Raw genomic sequence first — 16,343 nt, 5'->3', positions numbered from 1 at the left:
TTCAGCTGACTCATACTAATAGATCGAGGGCTTGATCAAAAAGAATTGAAACGTTTCTCAGGTATATGGAGTTTTGAGGGAGCATATCTCTCAATGATGAAACTTGTTTCATCTAATGCAGATGAATAGTTTGCATAGCCGTTCTGCGATTCTTCGAATCTGTAGGAACGGATAAATGAACCCATGGTTCATTCGGCTTCATAGCTCAGTTGGTAGAGCAGAGGACTGAAAATCCTCGTGTCCTTGGTTCAATTCCGAGTGAAGCCACCATGGCGCCATAGCCAAGTGGTAAGGCAGAGGTCTGCAAAACCTTCACCACCAGTTCAAATCTGGTTGGCGCCTCCAAATAAAAAACTCTTTAAGGCAAATGCTTTAAGGAGTTTTTTGTTATTCACTTCAAAGTTCGGACTACAAAGGGTAGAATTGAATATAATGAAGGATTATGGGAATTTGGATTTTACGGAGGTAATCAATGGTACATGACTTTGAGACAATTGTTAACAGACACGACACCGGATCTGAAAAGTATAATCAGATGAAGGAATGGAACCCGTCGGTGACTGAGGATATAGTTCCATTTTCAGTGGCAGATATGGAATTCAAAAATGCTCCTGAGATAATAGAAGGGCTGAAGGAATATCTTAATGATGTTATCTTGGGCTACGCGGTTCCGACAGAGGATTACTACAGTGCTGTATGCAGCTGGATGGAAAGAAGGCATGGCTGGAATATAGAGCCTGAGTGGATAATCGGCTCACCGGGTGTCGTACAGGCCTTCTATAATGCTGTCAAGGCGTTTGCAGAACCAGGTGAAGGAGTCATCATTATGACACCTGTCTATTACCCATTCTACGGTGCGATAAAGAAGACGGGACGAAAAATTGTGAGAACAGCTCTTGTTGTAAGAGGTGACAGATACGAGATCGACTTTGATGAGCTTGAAAGACTTGCATCAGAACCCAGTAACAAGGTACTGCTGTTCTGCAGTCCTCACAACCCTGTGGGCAGGGTATGGGAGAGATGGGAGCTGGAAAAGATATCTGAGATTTGCTTGAAAAATGGCGTGACGGTAATTTCGGATGAGATACACAATGACCTGGTTATGCCGGGCTTTAAGCATACTGTATTTGCAGCTTTGTCAGATGAGGCGAAGAACAACTGCATCGTATGCACCTCGCCGAGCAAGACCTTCAATCTGGCAGGCATGCATGTATCCAATGTCATCATTCCTAATGCTGATCTCAGGATGAAATATCAGGACGAACTGGACAAGACCGGATTCTTTTCACTTAATATGCTGGGCTATAAGGCCTGCGAGCTGGGATACGACAAAGGAGAGCTTTGGCTTGATGAGCTGCTTGTGACAATACACAACAACTATTTTGCGCTGAAAGATTTTCTCGCAAAACGGCTGCCTGAAGTCAAGGTTTATCCACTGGAGGGAACGTATCTGGTGTGGATGGATTTCAGACCGCTGGGGATAGATTTCCTTGAGCTCGAACGGATACTGCATATGGAAGCTATGGTGTTCTTCGATGAAGGATATGTTTTCGGAAAAAGAGAAGGCGCGGGCTTTGAACGGATGAACATTGCCTGTCCGAAGCAAGTCATGATGGACGGGCTCGAGAGGATGGCTAATGCATTGAGGAAACACGTAAGGTAATTCTGTCAGAGGAGGTAAAGGATTATGATACAGATGATAGCTGCCAGTATAGAGGATGCATTGACGATAGAGAAGGCAGGTGCTGACAGGATAGACCTTAGAACAGCGTTTTCCGAGGGAGGACTCACTCCGAGCTATGGACTCATCGAGCAGGTGGTAAGGAATGTTTCAATTCCGGTGTTTGTGACAATTAGACCTCATTCCAGAGGATATGTGTACAACCATAGGGACCTTGATGTCATGAAGGGCGATGCCTGGATGATAAGCGAACTGGGTTGCAGCGGTACCAGCATAGGTATACTTAATCCGGACGGGATGCCCGATATTGCAGCAATTGATTATGTGCTTGGCAATACAAACCTGAAATTCACTTTCAACAGGGCGATTGACAGGTCATCGAACGTTATGGAGTCGCTGGAGATTCTCAAGAGGTATCAGAGGTGTCAGGAGATCCTGACTTCAGGCGGTCCTGGTTCGGCATTCGAGAATTTCAGGATTCTTAAGGAAATTGCTGACAAGAAGGGCAGACTCGGACTTTTTGTGGGGAGTGGGATAGAGTACCATAACATACAGTTTCTGACAAAGACGCTTAAGGGCTGCCATCTTCATGTTGGAACAGCCATAAGGAAGGGTGAGAGGCTTAATCCGGTTGACCTTGAGGACGCCAGGGAGCTGGTTGAAAAATACAGGGCTGCAATGTCCGGGCATTAGAGAGTTTTCCTCGAATTAACAACGGCATGACATAGCCATAATGATAAAAAGATAGAATTGGCATATAGGGAGGTGCGGAATGAACTTCTTCACACATCTTAGAATGGCTGATACTATCTTTGAAATCCTGAATGGGGATATTATTATGGACAGGAAACAGTTCAGGTACGGCAATGTCCTGCCGGACCTGGATAAAAGGATGAACAACATAAAGCACACCTTCGAGGGAAGCATAGGACTTGTCGAAAGTGTTTGCGCCGCTATTGCCTCCGAAAGGTTGGATATCGGTGAATTTTCAAGGAACCTTGGAATAATCACGCATTTTGCATGTGACTACTTCTGCAGGTATCATCTTGACGATGAGAAGCATGATGACTATTTTGACCACTTTTTCTATGAAGCCAAGCTGCATTCTGAGTATATGCTTATAAAGGATGATCTGAATCTCACCGAGGGCGTCCACATCACTGAAGGAAGGGATGTGCGCACTATTATAATGGATTTGCGGAAAACTTACCAAAGGGCATCGGAGTCATTGGAAAATGACATCCTGTTTGCCATTGGCGCAGCACTTAGCACATGCGAAATTGTTGTAAGGCAGCAAGCCTTGTCAGGCTTTAAACTGGATAGGGAAAACTTTACGGCTGTCATGACCAGATGAGTCATTGGCAGCCTTTGCGGCGCTCTGGATATGGTTACTGGAGAAACTAATGACATATACCGGGGGAAGTAGAGATGATAAAAATATTCAAAACTTTTGGCACCGAGGCAATTGATGCATGCTTCGGTATGCTTTTGGCAAGTGTTGCTTTTCTTTTGGTTTCCAGATTTGGAGTCATAGGGGCTTCAATAGGTTTTTTAGGGGTATACATATACCGTTTTACCTGCAAACTGCTTAAGGGTAAGGTAAAAAGAAAAATGAACGAAGGTTTGGAGATACTTTATAGATAGTCACAGCTTCAAAAAAATCCGACTGAGAGGAGTTGGATAAAATTGGTAAAGATAGGGTTGTCATGACCAGATGAGTCATTGACAGCCTTTGCGCGCTCGTAGATAATGTTGATTATAGGTGTACTTACAGTGCGCAAGCGGGGGGTGCAGAATGGCACAGGACAAGCTATTGAAGGAGCTGGCGGAAAGGCTGAGCTTACAGGGCAGCGGGAACAACATTCACGGTGATTATGGCGGATACTGGTTCACATTGTATATCGACCAAAGCAACATGCTCAACCTGATAACCTCAGTTGATTTTGACGGAAAGGGAAGGGAGTCAGACCTTAAGGATCATCTTGAGTCCATAAGGAAACCGTATAGGCTTACATACAGGCTTGACGGCGGGCATGCCATGAGTATGGTCCTGCCAAGGTCAATGTCAGTGAAGGCTACTGTCGAAAAGGCCATGGAGGTTCTTGAATCAGTTACCTCTGAATTCAAAGCCCTTGGACTTGCAAATTCCTGCTACAATTGCGGAGCGAATGGAAGGTATCATTCCTACTCCATTGGAGGAATAAGCACTGAAATCTGTGGAAGCTGTGTTACAGGGATCGAGGAGGAGTACCGGAATGAGAAGGAGACTCTAATGGTTTCCGGGAACTATTTCACTGGAGCCATCGGAGCCATAATCGGAGCGCTGCTTGGAAGTGTTGTATGGCTTGTGATATCATATTTTGGGTTCATAGCCGCTTTAGCGGGCTTTGCCATGGCATACATGTCTTACTTCGGTTACAAGATCCTGAAGGGCAAGGTGGGACCGGGAATGCCTGTGATAATAGCCATATCGGTCATAATAGCGATAATTTTCGCCAATGTTGTAGAGGTTGCAATGAGTCTTGTATACAGCGACTTCGGGCTGACATTTGTCGATGCTTTGGTTATAGCGCCAAGGGCGCTGTTTGACAACGAGATGTTCTATGTAGTGGAAGTATGGAAGAATATTGGTCTTGGTCTTCTCTTTGGAGTAATGGGAAGCTACAGGGTCATAAGGAATTCAATGGATGAGGCAAAGTTCAAGAGGTATGAGATAGAGAGGACAAAGCTTTAAAAATGGTGAGCCGCTGCATATCAAATTGATATGCAACGGCTCATTTTAAAACATATCGCGTTTTTTGAGGAACCAGGATACTAGAAGAGTGGCAATAAGCATTATGGAAATGACGAATCCGAAGCCATAGGGGTTATCAGCCATTGGCATGTTCCGTACATTCATTCCGTATATTCCGGCTATGATTGCAGGTATGTTCATAACGATCGTGACTGCGGCAAGGAACTTCATTACCGCGTTGACGTTGTTCGATATGACAGATGCGAATGCATCCATGGTGCCCGTGATCGTCTCTGAATATATGGTAGCCATCTCAATGGCCTGCTTGTTGTCTATGATGACCTCGTCAAGAAGGTCCTGGTCTTCCTCGTATCTGTTGACAAGATCTAATTTCAGCAGCTTCTCAAGGGTTACCTCGTTCGATTTAAGTGATGTGTTGAAATAAACGAGGGATTTCTCAAGGGACAGCATCTGTATGAGCTCTTTATTCTGCATGGACTTGTACAGCCTCTTCTCAATGAGGACGCTCTTCTTGTCAATCTGTCTCAGGTAGAGAAGGAAGTGCATGGATACTCTCTGCAGGAGCTGGAGTATGAACCTTGACTTCTTGAAGGTAAAGAAGGATTTCATCTTCCCGTTTATGAAGTCGGTAATTATCTTGGAATTCTTGAGACATACGGTTATGAGCTCATTCTCAGTGTGTATTATCGCAAGGGGGTATGTGTCGTATACGAGGCTGTTGTCCTCCATCTCAGTGAACGGGATGTCCACGAGTATGAGATGGACCTTGTCCTCGATATCGATTCGGGAGCTCTCCTCATCATCTAAGGCAGCCTTCAGGAATTCGAGAGGTACTCCGGTCTTCCTGGAAACCAGCATGAGTTCTTGCTCAAGAGGAGCCACCAGATTGATCCATGACCCTGGTTCAATGTTTGTTATCTGCTTCAATCCACCCTGTGGAGTCATGTCGCTTTTGTATATTGCAATCATATCAAGCACCTCCTTGGCCGTAACAGGCTACTTTATTATACCCCAAGAACTAAGCCATTTCCATAGCGCAGGCCTCCGGTAAAGATACTAAATGACTGTATGATGATTTGTATTTTCCTTTGCAATCGGTTACTGTCTGACTTGTCAAAATCAGGCAATCGGACAGGCTCGAAAATGAGCGAAAACAGGAGATAATAGCATGTGGAAGCATCCCAGATGCATAAATCGGGGGCTGAGGCTGAAATAAGATTTTTTAAGCCGGAATCAAACGAAAGAATCTTTGCGTATCAAAGGGAATGTATGTATAATACATCTATTGGGTCCTGCGGAAACTGCAGGGACAGGCTCCAACGAAGGAGCTGCAATCATCGGAGGAAGTATGGCTTGCATTTACAATGAAAAAGTAGAGAGAAAAGGAACACCTTTGCTTCTCGGTCTCATAGCGCTGACACTGTCGCTTCTTGTAGCTTCATACCTTTCAAAGGCAGCAGGCGTTACTGGAACATACAGGATTATCGTGGACACGGTTCTTGTATTGGGATTCCTGTACCTGATGTACAGTTCCTTTACTATGTCCAAGGAGTGCTACAGGTATTCCATAATAGCTGATGACCTTCTGATACACAAGATGACTGGAGATAAGCCACTTTTGGTGGAAAGAGTCAAGGTATCTGATATAAGGTACTTCGGTGAGGTTGGCAAGAATCCCGATGTTTCAAAAGTCAGGGGAAGCAACTACACATGCGAATTCATGAAAGGCAGGTATTGCCTGGTATATGAGGATGGCGGAAGGGAAAAGAAGTTCTTCTTCAAGCCAAGTACCTGCATGACTATAAAGATACAGAATTCGATGAAACTATACAGATAGATATGAGCTCGGCTTAGCCGGGCTCTTCTTGTTATGTAAGCGATGTGTGAAGTATAATCTAAGAGGAGGCTTTAGCCTTATTATATAGAAACGGAGAAGCTTATGGGTAAAGGGACAGTCATTGTAATAGAGGGAACCGATGGATCCGGAAAGCAGACCCAGTCGGAGAAGCTGTATAAGGCACTTCTTGAGATGGGACTCACGGTAAGGAAGGTTCAGTATCCGGATTATGATTCAGAGAGTTCAGCTCTCGTGAAGATGTACCTGAGGGGCGATTTCGGCATGGATCCTGAATCCGTTTCGCCATATGTGGCGTCCTCATTTTTCGCAGTGGACAGATACGCATCCTTCAACACGAGCTGGAAAGACTTCTATGAAGAAGGCGGAATAGTGATTGCTGACAGGTACGCGACTGCAAACATGGTCCATCAGGCATCAAAGATAGCTGACGAGAGCGAAAGGGTAAAGTTCCTTGACTGGGAATACGACCTTGAGTTCAACATTTACAGGATTCCGGTTCCTGACATAGTCTTTTTTCTCGATGTGCCTCCTGCTGTGTCAAGGCGGCTTACTGCTGACAGGAAGAACAAGATAACCGGGGAAGACGAGAAGGACATACATGAGAGCGACCTTCACCATATGGAAAGCTCGTATCAAAATGCCCATTTTGTTGCCGATAGGTATAAGTGGGAGAAGATAATGTGTACCTATGGCGGAGAAATGAGGCCTATAGAGGATATATTCTCAGAGGTGCTCGGAACTACCGTGGCAAGGCTGAGAAAGACGGGGGCCATACCGTGCAAATAAGTTGACACTTATAGTATAATAGTATAAACAGGGTTCCAACGGACCCTTATCTGGAGGTGGAAGTGATGAAGCTTATCATAGCCATAGTAAATGACGAGGATGCGATAGATGTCATTGACCTTCTCAATGAGAAAGGTTTCAGGGTCACGAAGCTCGCCACTACAGGAGGCTTCCTGAAGTCAGGCAACACGACACTTATGATCGGAGTTGACGAAGAGAAGGTTGAGATCGTGCTTGGAATCGTTGAGGAAACCTGCAGGACGAGGCACCAGGTGATAACTAATCCGTCGCCTCTGTCTACCACTACCGGAGTATATGTACCATATCCGGTGGACATTGAAGTGGGAGGAGCCACGATATTCGTCGTGGATGTCGACCAGTTTATAAAGATCTGAATCGGAGGGTATTGTGATGATTGGTTTCGACAAGCTTAAGGAAAGGTTCTTGAAGGCCATTTCGAGCAATACCCTTTCCCATGCCCATATCATAGTGGGGCCAGATGGTATCGGCAAGTCTGCCTTTGCAGAATACCTTGCCAGGGAGATTCTGGGTATCAAAGGAAGGGATTCTGTTGACATAGTGAGGGTAAGGCCTGAAAAGACCACCGTCACAGTGGGACAGATCAGGGAAGTCGTCGTTGAGGCCTCCCTCAAGCCTTACGAAGGCGAGAGGAAGGTCATTATAATATATGAGGCTCACAGGATGGGAAGGGAAGCTCAAAACGCTATCCTGAAGACCATTGAGGAGCCGAATCCAGGTGTTTACTTCTTTCTTCTCACGGACAACGAGATGTTTCTTTTCGAGACTGTGAAGTCAAGGTGCCATATGCACAGGCTGCTTCCGCTTAACGAGAGGGACATGAAGAAATACGTGGAATCCTTCGTTCATTCATACAACAAGAGCGAAGAGGACCGATTCAGGGAGGAATCGCTGAAAAAGGAGATAGAAAAATCCAGAAAAAAGGTGGAGCCGCAAAGGACTCTCAAGGTATCGAAGGAGAGCATCGACGAAGTGGTGTCACTGTCCAGGGGCATACCCGGAATTTCTGAAAACATAATACTGAAGGGCATGAGGGAAGATTCTCTGGACCTATCAGTCAATATCCTTAAGGGCCTGGTTGAGGCAAGAAGGAGCAGAGGAGCTGACTACTTCAGGGTACTAAAGTATCTTGAGGCTGTATCAACATCGGAGCTTCCGGATTTCATTGATGACTTTGCCTATGCCGTTGATTGCATTCTCAAGGAAAAGTCACTGTCCGAAAATCCAATCAAGGACAAGATCCTGATGGAGGACATTTCATTTCTCGCAAGGGAAACTACATACAGCACTCTGCAGAGATATCTCGACATCCTTTATGGCATGAGGGGATATGTGATGCCGGGGCTTAACATAAACAAGGAGACTGTGGTCTCCGGACTCATGCTTAGATTATTGGAGGTTTAATCATAAATGGTAAAAGTAGTCGGAGTCAGGTTCAAGAAGGCTGGCAAGGTATATTATTTCGACCCTCTTGAATATGACATACAGAAGGATCAGCCTGTGATAGTCGAGACTGCAAGAGGAATAGAATTCGGGCAGTGCGTCATCGCTGGCAAGGAGATAAATGATACGGAGATAGTGTCCCCGCTGAAGCCGGTCATTAGGGTGGCGTCAGAGGCTGACATAGACAGGAACAGACAGAACCAGATAAGGGAGAAGGAAGCATTCCCCCTTTGTGAAGCGAAGATAATTGCCCATGGGCTTGATATGAAGCTTGTGGATGTGGAATATACCTTTGACAACAACAAGGTCATCTTCTATTTCACGGCAGACGGAAGGGTGGACTTCAGGGAGCTGGTTAAGGACCTTGCGACCATATTCAAGACAAGGATTGAGCTGAGGCAGATAGGAGTCCGCGACGAAGCCAAGATGATCGGCGGAATCGGTCCCTGCGGAAGACCACTGTGCTGCTCCACCTGGCTCGGAGACTTCACATCGGTTTCCATCAAGATGGCAAAGGAGCAGAACCTTTCGTTGAATCCTACAAAGATTTCAGGAATCTGCGGCAGGCTTATGTGCTGCCTTAACTATGAGCAGGATTCCTACGAGACTATAAGGAGAAAGCTGCCAAGAGTCGGATCCATAGTCAACACAGTGAAGGGCAAGGGCGAGGTTGTTGGCAACAGCGTAGTCAAGGAGAATGTGAAGGTAAAGCTGAACTTCGTGACTGAAGAGGTCATTGAAACCTTCAGCATTCATGAGATTGAGCTGCTTAAGGGACATTACGAGGATACCTTCGACGAGAAGGACATCAAGATCGACCCGAACTCTGTAGACAAAGAGGACTTGAAGCTTATAAAGAAGATATTGAAGGACGAGAAGTAGAAATTGAGGGGAACCATCAGGAGATTAGCATCTTTTTTATTGGTTCCCCTTTAAAAAATATCAAAGATTGTGTACAATTAATTAAGTTTTTCAATTCCGATGAATTTGGTCGGATAATTTAACCTTTAGTTCAGATATTCCCTGTAGAATTGGTATAATATATTTGTGGACATCTTTGGTAAAGGCTAAAGCATAAGAGGTGATCGGTATGAGTTACGACAATTTCTTCGGCTCATTTTTTGACAGGGTCGGAGACCACGAACATGAGGAAATGAGATGCCCCAATTGCGGGCTTGAGTTCAGGTCTTTCAAGAAGACAGGTCTCCTTGGTTGCAGCGTATGCTATGAATACTTTGCTGAGTACCTTGTCCCTTCAATAAAGAGGGTGCAGGGAGGGCTTGTCCATATCGGCAAGTTTCCGAAGCATGCGGCTATTGAGATGACAAACAAGAGAAGGATGGAAACCCTTAAAAGGCGTCTTCAGGAAGAGATAGCGAAAGAGAACTTTGAAGAGGCAGCAGGTATAAGGGATGAAATAAATCAGCTGAGGCGGGACATGAAGAAGGAAGGTGAGACCAATGCTTGAAAAGGAATCACTTGTACTGATGAGCAGGGTAAGGTTCGCAAGGAACCTTGAAGCCGTACCTTTCCCGCATATGCTCGACCGCGAGAGGGCAAGGGATATCGTATCTAAGGTAGAGGATGCCTTCTATGTCAGTTCGGCGATAAAATCTGATTACACTACCCACAGGATGTGGGACCTGGGAAGGACTGATATCCTGGTCGGTTTTGAGAAGCACCTGGTGAGTGCAAAGCTCATCAATAACAGCGACATCTCGGCATATATCCTTGAAAACAGGGAAATGGTTAGCCTGATGGTCAATGAAGAGGACCACATAAGGCTGCAGTGCATGCAGAATGGATTCGGTCTAAGGGATATATTCAAGAAGGCTGACATGCTTGACGACCTGCTTTCTGAAAGGCTTACTTTCGCCTTTGACAAGAACCTGGGGTATATAACTGCATGTCCAACTAACCTTGGTACTGCAATGAGAGCTTCGGTCATGGTACACCTTCCGGGCTTCACGCTGGCTGACAAGGTAAGCCATGTGGCCCAGGCATTAGCCCAAATGGGGATGACCATCAGGGGAATTTATGGAGAAGGCTCCCAGGCAGAAGGCAACATATACCAGATTTCCAACGAGGTGACGCTTGGACTCTCCGAGGAGGATATCCTTACGAACCTCGAGAGTACGATCCTGAGCATACTGGATGAAGAGCAGGTGAACCAGATGAAGCTGCTTGGCCAGTACACAAGTGAGATAGAGGACAAGGTGTACAGGTCCCTTGGCATACTCATGAATGCAAGGGTGATGGCTTCCAAGGAAGCACTTTACCATCTGTCCATGGTGAGGCTCGGGATAGAGCTTGAACTATTGAAGGACATTGAGCTTAATATAATTGATAATCTGATAATAAGTACACAGCCCGGAATGATGCAGAAGGCATACGGCATAGCCCTCACTGAAAAGGAGAGGGATGTGAACAGGGCGAAGATAATAAGAAGCATTTTTTAGACAAGGAGAGTGTTAGTAATGTTTGAGAGATTTACAGAAAGGGCGAAGGCAACGCTCATGCATGCCCAGAAGGAATCCCAGAAGTTCCAGCACGGCTATATTGGTACCGAGCACATACTTTTCGGTATAGCCAGTGTTGAGGGTGTAAGCAAGAATATGCTTAATGAAAACGGGGTGACCGCAGAGGTCATTGATGCCCTGATAGAGGAAAGTGTCGGAAAGGGCAACAACATGACAATGGGACCGGGGCAGTTCGCCCTGACACCCAGGACAAAGAGGCTGCTTGACAACAGCTTCAAGGAGGCAAGGAACCTTGCCCAGAACTATGTGAGCCCTGAGCATATGCTGATTGCGATACTCAGCGAGGCTGAAGGCATAGCGTACAGCATACTTACGAATTTGCAGGTCGACATAAACAAGCTTAGGAGCCAGGTGCTTGCATCCTTTGCAGGACAGCAGGGGGAGTCTGGCGGTGAAGGCCAGTCATCTGAAAAGTCGAACACCCCGGTCCTTGACCAGTACGGCAGGGACCTTACAGCAATGGCAAAGGACGGAAAGCTTGATCCAGTAATAGGAAGAGGTGACGAGACTGAAAGGATCCTTGAGATACTTTCAAGGCGCACGAAGAACAACCCATGCCTCATAGGAGACCCGGGAGTTGGTAAGACTGCAATTGCTGAAGGCCTTGCCCAGAGGATAGTGAAGGGTAACATCCCTGAGCTTCTTAAGGACAAGAGGGTAATAAGCCTTGATATAGCTTCAATGGTAGCAGGATCGAAGTACAGAGGTGAATTTGAGGAAAGGCTTAAGAATGTCATGGAGGAGATCAGGAAGGCAGGTAATGTCATCCTGTTCATAGATGAGATACATACCATAATCGGAGCCGGAGGAGCTGAAGGCGCAATAGATGCCTCAAACATCCTTAAGCCTGCACTCGCACGTGGCGAGATACAGGCAATAGGCGCTACTACCATAGAGGAGTACAGGAAGCACATAGAGAAGGATGCCGCCCTGGAGAGAAGATTCCAACCAGTCACTGTCGGTGAACCATCCCTTGAGGAAGCGCTTCTTATTCTCAAGGGGCTCCGGGACAAGTACGAGGCCCACCACAGGGTTAAGATAACTGATGAAGCCCTTGAGGCAGCTGTGACGCTGTCAGACAGGTACATCACTGACAGGTTCCTTCCGGACAAGGCAATTGACCTTATGGATGAGGCAGGGGCAAAGGTGAGGATACAGAACCTTACCGCGCCGCCTGATGTGAAGAAGATAGAGGAAGACCTTAAGCATGTAGCCAAGGAAAAGGAAGAAGCCGTATCGCTCCAGGATTATGAGAAGGCAGCAAAGCTTCGTGACCGCGAGAACGAGCTGAAGAAGGACCTGGAGGATTCCAAGAAGAACTGGAAATCCGGAAGCACTTCGGTAAGCAACCTTGTGGTAGGCGAAGAGGACATTGCACAGGTGGTCTCGAGATGGACCAAGGTCCCTGTCAAGAAGCTGACTGAAAAGGAATCCGGAAGGCTATTAAACCTGGAGTCAATACTCCATAACAGGGTCATCGGACAGGAAGAGGCGGTAAAGTCAATTTCAAGGGCTGTAAGGCGTGCAAGAGTTGGACTTAAGGACCCCAAGAGGCCAATAGGCTCATTCATATTCCTCGGTCCTACCGGAGTAGGAAAGACTGAGCTTACCAAAGCATTAGCAGAGGCTATGTTCGGGTCTGAGAAATCCATGGTCAGGATAGATATGTCCGAGTACATGGAAAAGCATACGGTTTCCAGGCTTATAGGCTCACCTCCGGGCTACGTCGGCTACGATGAGGGCGGCCAGCTGACAGAGGCTGTAAGAAGAAACCCATATTCGGTAATACTTTTCGATGAGATAGAGAAGGCTCATCCAGATGTCTTCAATATCCTTCTGCAGATACTGGAAGACGGAAGACTTACTGATGGCAAAGGCAAGACTGTCAATTTCAAGAACACCATCATAATAATGACTTCAAACGCAGGAGCGATGACCATCAGGAAGCAGAAGTCCATCGGATTCGTGACGTCAGCCGATGAAAAGGCCAGCGACTATGAGAAGATGAAGGACAATATACTCGAGGAGCTCAAGAGGACCTTCAGGCCAGAGTTCATAAACAGGATAGATGACATTATCGTATTCCATTCCCTTGAGGAGAAGGACCTGGACAAGATAGTGAACCTTATGCTTAAGGAAGTTGCAAAGCGTGTAGAGGAAAAGGACATTTTCCTTACCTTCAGTGAAGATACAGTAAAGTTCCTGGCAGCCAAGGGCGTAGATACAACATATGGAGCAAGGCCACTCAGGCGTGCCATAACAAAGGAGCTGGAGGATACCCTCTCTGAAGCGATGCTTCAGGGAAACGTAAAGCCAGGTGACGAGGTTACTGTAGATGTTAAGGACAAGGCTCTGACCTTCATCAAGAAGGGTGAAAGGGAAATTGCACCTGAGGAAAGACGGGAATCTGAGGAAAAGATCCTTGAGGAAGAGAATCAGGAAGGTAAATAAGCATTGATTTAGAGGCCGGTTGTGAAACCGGTCTTTTCTTTTGGGGAGAATTCTGGGTGCCTTTTTGGTATGGAATGAATTTCACAGACTTAATTACATCAAATGGCGTTATTGAGGATAAATATGGGTATGCGTGAAACGTTTCGCGTGAAATGAGCTTGAAATAAAAGGGTTAAATTCTGCCTTGTGATTTGAAATGTTGGATTCGGCATAGTATGCATAAACTCTGTAAATCATTCATTGCCAAGGATTAACGGGGATTTGTAGATTGGTGCGAAATATGAAATACGAATGAAACGCGATTCGTTAAATAATTAACGAAAGATAGTATTAAAAATAACAAAGAAACCAGTAAAGGCAATTCTGTGAAATGAATTTCTTGACTAAATCGGGACGAAATTCTAGAAAATCGCGAAACGTTTCATGAAACGTAAAGGGCATGCTATTCAAAAAGGGATGAAAACGGATGAAATGTAAAGGATTTGGTGATTTTTCCATGAAACGTTTAGTCGTTATTTTTCATACTCTAAAAGACATCGATTGCAAAAAGATAAAATAATTTATTATTGTAAAAATCTCATAAAACTCATGCCTGGATAATAAATCTGTCAGAATACCACCCGGATTTTGCAGACTGAGGGGAACGAGCAATGGCTAAATCTTCAATTATCATTTAATAACACTACAGATAATAGTTAAAAGTGATATATAGTTAAAGATTTAACAGCTGTTGACAACGGTTTCTTACTGGACTAATATGTGGGCAAGAAATTCATTCCAAAACAAAAGATGAAAACGTGAAATGAATTTGATGAATTTCATGTGAATAACAAGAAGAGGGGGGAGAAAAGATGAAAGCATTCAATTCAAGTTCAAGGAGCACTGAAACTATCGACAGGATCGTCAGCCACTATGATTCATACTCGGAAGTGGAGAAAAGGGTAGCGGACTATATATTGGAGAATCAGGAAGGAATATCCTCCATGACTACAGCTGAGCTTGCCAGGCATTGCCAGACAAGTCCGGCATCAATCATAAGGTTCAGCAAGGCTATTGGCTTCAAGGGATTCAATGAGCTCAAGTACTATATGGAAAACCAGATACTCTCGAGCTACGGCATAGAGCAGGCAATCGGAAAAGATGATGACATCGCAATGATCAAGCAGAAGTTCGCGAAGCTGAACCAGCTTATAATCGACGATACGATGCAGATGCTTGACAACCGGCAGCTGGAAATTGCCATAGACAAGCTGGTCAATGCAAACAGGATTCTCGTCATCGGCGAAGGCGGATCAGGAGCCATTTGCATCAGCACCTACAACCTGTTCCTTCAGCTTGGATTACCGTGCGCAGTAGAAACAGATGCGTTCCTTCAGGTAATGGCAACGACACACCTTAATGAAAATGATGTGGTAGTTGCAATCATACATAGTGGCAGGTCGAAGAACACTCTGGACAGCATGAGGCAGGCAAAGAAGAACGGTGCGACTGTCATATGCATCACAGGCTACCAGAAGTCACCGATGTCTGAGGAAGCCGATATATTACTGTATTCAACGACTAGGAGCACTCTTTCACTGAGTGATGTTCCATCCGCAAGAATCAGCGAGCTTTGCATAATAGGAGTTCTGCAGCTGGGAATACTGGCAAAGAATTTCAATAAATACACGGTAAATATCGAGAAGTCTAAAGAAGCCTATAAATTGAAGAGAATCTAAAGACAAAGTAACCAGGGGGAAAGAGTAGATGAAGAAAAAGATCATAGCAATAATCGCGAGCCTGATGCTTGTGATGCCAATCCTTGCAGGATGCACGAGCTCAACAGGCAGCTCAGGTACTGGAGATGAGAAGCTTTATCCCAAGATGAAGCTGAGGATGACGGTAAACGGGACTGACATTGCAACTGACACCAAGACAGCAAAGAAGTTCGCTGAGCTTGTAAAGGAAGGGTCAGGAGGGAACATTGAAATCGTAGTTTTCCCAAATGATCAGCTCTCAGGCGGTAACATGACCAAGTCTATCGAGATGGTTGCACAGGGAGCCACTGAAATATCAGCATATGCCACGAGTGCGCTGGGTGTCCTCGATCAGAAGCTTCTGGTAGGAACCATACCATGGATATTCGACAATTACACCCAGGCCAGAGAGACTATAGATTCAACAGGCGGAGCATATTATGCAAAGCTTTTGGCAAATAAAGGTCTGACTTATCTCGGTTCCGTGCACAACGGCTTCAGGCAGATTTCGAACAGCAAGAGAGAAGTCAAGACACCTGAAGATGTAGCTGGACTAAAGATAAGGGTTCCAGGTGGCGAGGTTTACCTTAATTTCTGGAAGGCGCTTGGCGCTGATCCTGTGGCAATGAGCTGGGGCGAGGTTTTTACAGCCATTCAGCAGGGTACTATAGATGGTCAGGAAAATGGGTTCAGCGTTACAAACTCTGCTAACATATATGAAATCCAGAAATACATGACAGTATGGAATTACACTTATGAGAACTATCTGTTCGTTGTAAATTCTGAAAAATTCGCCTCAATGACACCTGAAACTCAGGCTCTTCTGAAAGAGAAGGCTCTTGAAGCATGCGAATGGGGCAGGGATATGGTTGAGGAAGGTGAGCAGGTGTTGATGGAGAAGTTCAGAGCGGCAGGAATGACAGTCACCGAGCTTTCATCTGAAGAGCTGGAGCCCTTTAAGGCAAAAATAGCAGACCTGCAGAAGTATTTCATACAGAAGTACGGCACTGAGGCTGCTGAAGCCTTCGGACTCAAGTAACAGAAGATAGAAACT

General features: G+C 45.5%; 16 protein-coding genes and 2 tRNA genes. 17 read left to right on the top strand and 1 reads right to left on the bottom strand.

The features are described from left to right. Nucleotides 1-194: 194 nt before the first annotated feature. From J2Z34_RS07585 to J2Z34_RS07555, 7 genes are all read left to right on the top strand, one after another. Nucleotides 195-270, top strand: a tRNA-Phe gene (locus J2Z34_RS07585). A 1-nt stretch (nt 271) separates the two neighbouring features. After that, a tRNA-Cys gene (locus tag J2Z34_RS07580) sits at nt 272-345 on the top strand. Nucleotides 346-472: 127 nt separating this feature from the next. Continuing rightward, nucleotides 473-1,663 carry a MalY/PatB family protein gene (locus tag J2Z34_RS07575; protein ID WP_209459259.1) on the top strand — a complete coding sequence of 397 codons (1,191 nt, stop codon included), beginning with the start codon at nt 473-475 and terminating at the stop codon, nt 1,661-1,663. Nucleotides 1,664-1,687: 24 nt separating this feature from the next. Then, a complete protein-coding gene (locus tag J2Z34_RS07570) occupies nt 1,688-2,374 on the top strand; it encodes a copper homeostasis protein CutC (RefSeq protein WP_209459258.1) in 687 nt (228 codons plus the stop codon). A 79-nt stretch (nt 2,375-2,453) separates the two neighbouring features. Then, entirely contained in the window at nt 2,454-3,035 is a 582-nt protein-coding gene (locus J2Z34_RS07565) for a zinc dependent phospholipase C family protein (protein ID WP_209459257.1), read from the top strand. Nucleotides 3,036-3,109: 74 nt separating this feature from the next. After that, nucleotides 3,110-3,325 carry a hypothetical protein gene (locus tag J2Z34_RS07560; protein WP_209459256.1) on the top strand — a complete coding sequence of 72 codons (216 nt, stop codon included), beginning with the start codon at nt 3,110-3,112 and terminating at the stop codon, nt 3,323-3,325. Between the two features lie 151 nt (nt 3,326-3,476). Further along, nucleotides 3,477-4,415 (top strand): hypothetical protein, encoded by a 939-nt coding sequence (locus J2Z34_RS07555; protein ID WP_209459255.1) that lies wholly within the window; start codon nt 3,477-3,479, stop codon nt 4,413-4,415. A 45-nt stretch (nt 4,416-4,460) separates the two neighbouring features. On the opposite strand, the gene J2Z34_RS07550 is transcribed toward J2Z34_RS07555, so the two are convergent. Beyond that, complete coding sequence (locus tag J2Z34_RS07550; protein ID WP_209459254.1) at nt 4,461-5,405, bottom strand: magnesium transporter CorA family protein; 945 nt, start codon at nt 5,403-5,405, stop codon at nt 4,461-4,463. Nucleotides 5,406-5,721: 316 nt separating this feature from the next. Here J2Z34_RS07550 and J2Z34_RS07545 point away from each other — a divergent pair, with 316 nt between their 5' ends. The 10 genes from J2Z34_RS07545 (at nt 5,722) to J2Z34_RS07500 (ending at nt 16,328) form a co-directional block, all read left to right on the top strand. Then, nucleotides 5,722-6,273 (top strand): hypothetical protein, encoded by a 552-nt coding sequence (locus J2Z34_RS07545; protein ID WP_209459253.1) that lies wholly within the window; start codon nt 5,722-5,724, stop codon nt 6,271-6,273. Nucleotides 6,274-6,375: 102 nt separating this feature from the next. Beyond that, nucleotides 6,376-7,080: a dTMP kinase gene (locus tag J2Z34_RS07540; protein ID WP_209459252.1), complete on the top strand. Its 705-nt coding sequence runs from the start codon at nt 6,376-6,378 to the stop codon at nt 7,078-7,080. 65 nt (nt 7,081-7,145) lie between these two features. Next, complete coding sequence (locus J2Z34_RS07535; protein ID WP_209459251.1) at nt 7,146-7,475, top strand: cyclic-di-AMP receptor; 330 nt, start codon at nt 7,146-7,148, stop codon at nt 7,473-7,475. Nucleotides 7,476-7,491: 16 nt separating this feature from the next. After that, nucleotides 7,492-8,523 (top strand): AAA family ATPase, encoded by a 1,032-nt coding sequence (locus J2Z34_RS07530; RefSeq protein ID WP_209459250.1) that lies wholly within the window; start codon nt 7,492-7,494, stop codon nt 8,521-8,523. A 6-nt stretch (nt 8,524-8,529) separates the two neighbouring features. Further along, nucleotides 8,530-9,444, top strand: a complete 915-nt coding sequence (locus J2Z34_RS07525; RefSeq protein ID WP_209459249.1) for a PSP1 domain-containing protein — start codon at nt 8,530-8,532, stop codon at nt 9,442-9,444. A gap of 208 nt (nt 9,445-9,652) precedes the next feature. Next, nucleotides 9,653-10,030, top strand: a complete 378-nt coding sequence (locus tag J2Z34_RS07520) for a UvrB/UvrC motif-containing protein (protein WP_209459248.1) — start codon at nt 9,653-9,655, stop codon at nt 10,028-10,030. Then, nucleotides 10,023-11,021 (top strand): protein arginine kinase, encoded by a 999-nt coding sequence (locus J2Z34_RS07515; RefSeq protein ID WP_209459247.1) that lies wholly within the window; start codon nt 10,023-10,025, stop codon nt 11,019-11,021. Before J2Z34_RS07520 ends, J2Z34_RS07515 begins: the two co-directional genes overlap by 8 nt. An 18-nt stretch (nt 11,022-11,039) precedes the next feature. Next, on the top strand, nt 11,040-13,553 hold the full coding sequence (locus J2Z34_RS07510; protein ID WP_209459246.1) for an ATP-dependent Clp protease ATP-binding subunit: 2,514 nt from the start codon (nt 11,040-11,042) through the stop codon (nt 13,551-13,553). 851 nt (nt 13,554-14,404) lie between these two features. Continuing rightward, nucleotides 14,405-15,271, top strand: a complete 867-nt coding sequence (locus tag J2Z34_RS07505; protein ID WP_209459245.1) for a MurR/RpiR family transcriptional regulator — start codon at nt 14,405-14,407, stop codon at nt 15,269-15,271. 28 nt (nt 15,272-15,299) lie between these two features. Next, nucleotides 15,300-16,328 carry a DctP family TRAP transporter solute-binding subunit gene (locus J2Z34_RS07500; RefSeq protein ID WP_209459244.1) on the top strand — a complete coding sequence of 343 codons (1,029 nt, stop codon included), beginning with the start codon at nt 15,300-15,302 and terminating at the stop codon, nt 16,326-16,328. The last annotated feature ends 15 nt before the right edge of the window (nt 16,329-16,343 follow it).

Source organism: Youngiibacter multivorans, assembly GCF_017873395.1.
Classification (GTDB): Bacteria; Bacillota; Clostridia; order Clostridiales; family Clostridiaceae; genus Youngiibacter; species Youngiibacter multivorans.
Note: the sequence above shows the minus strand (reverse complement) of the source record. Positions and strands in the feature narration are given on the sequence as shown.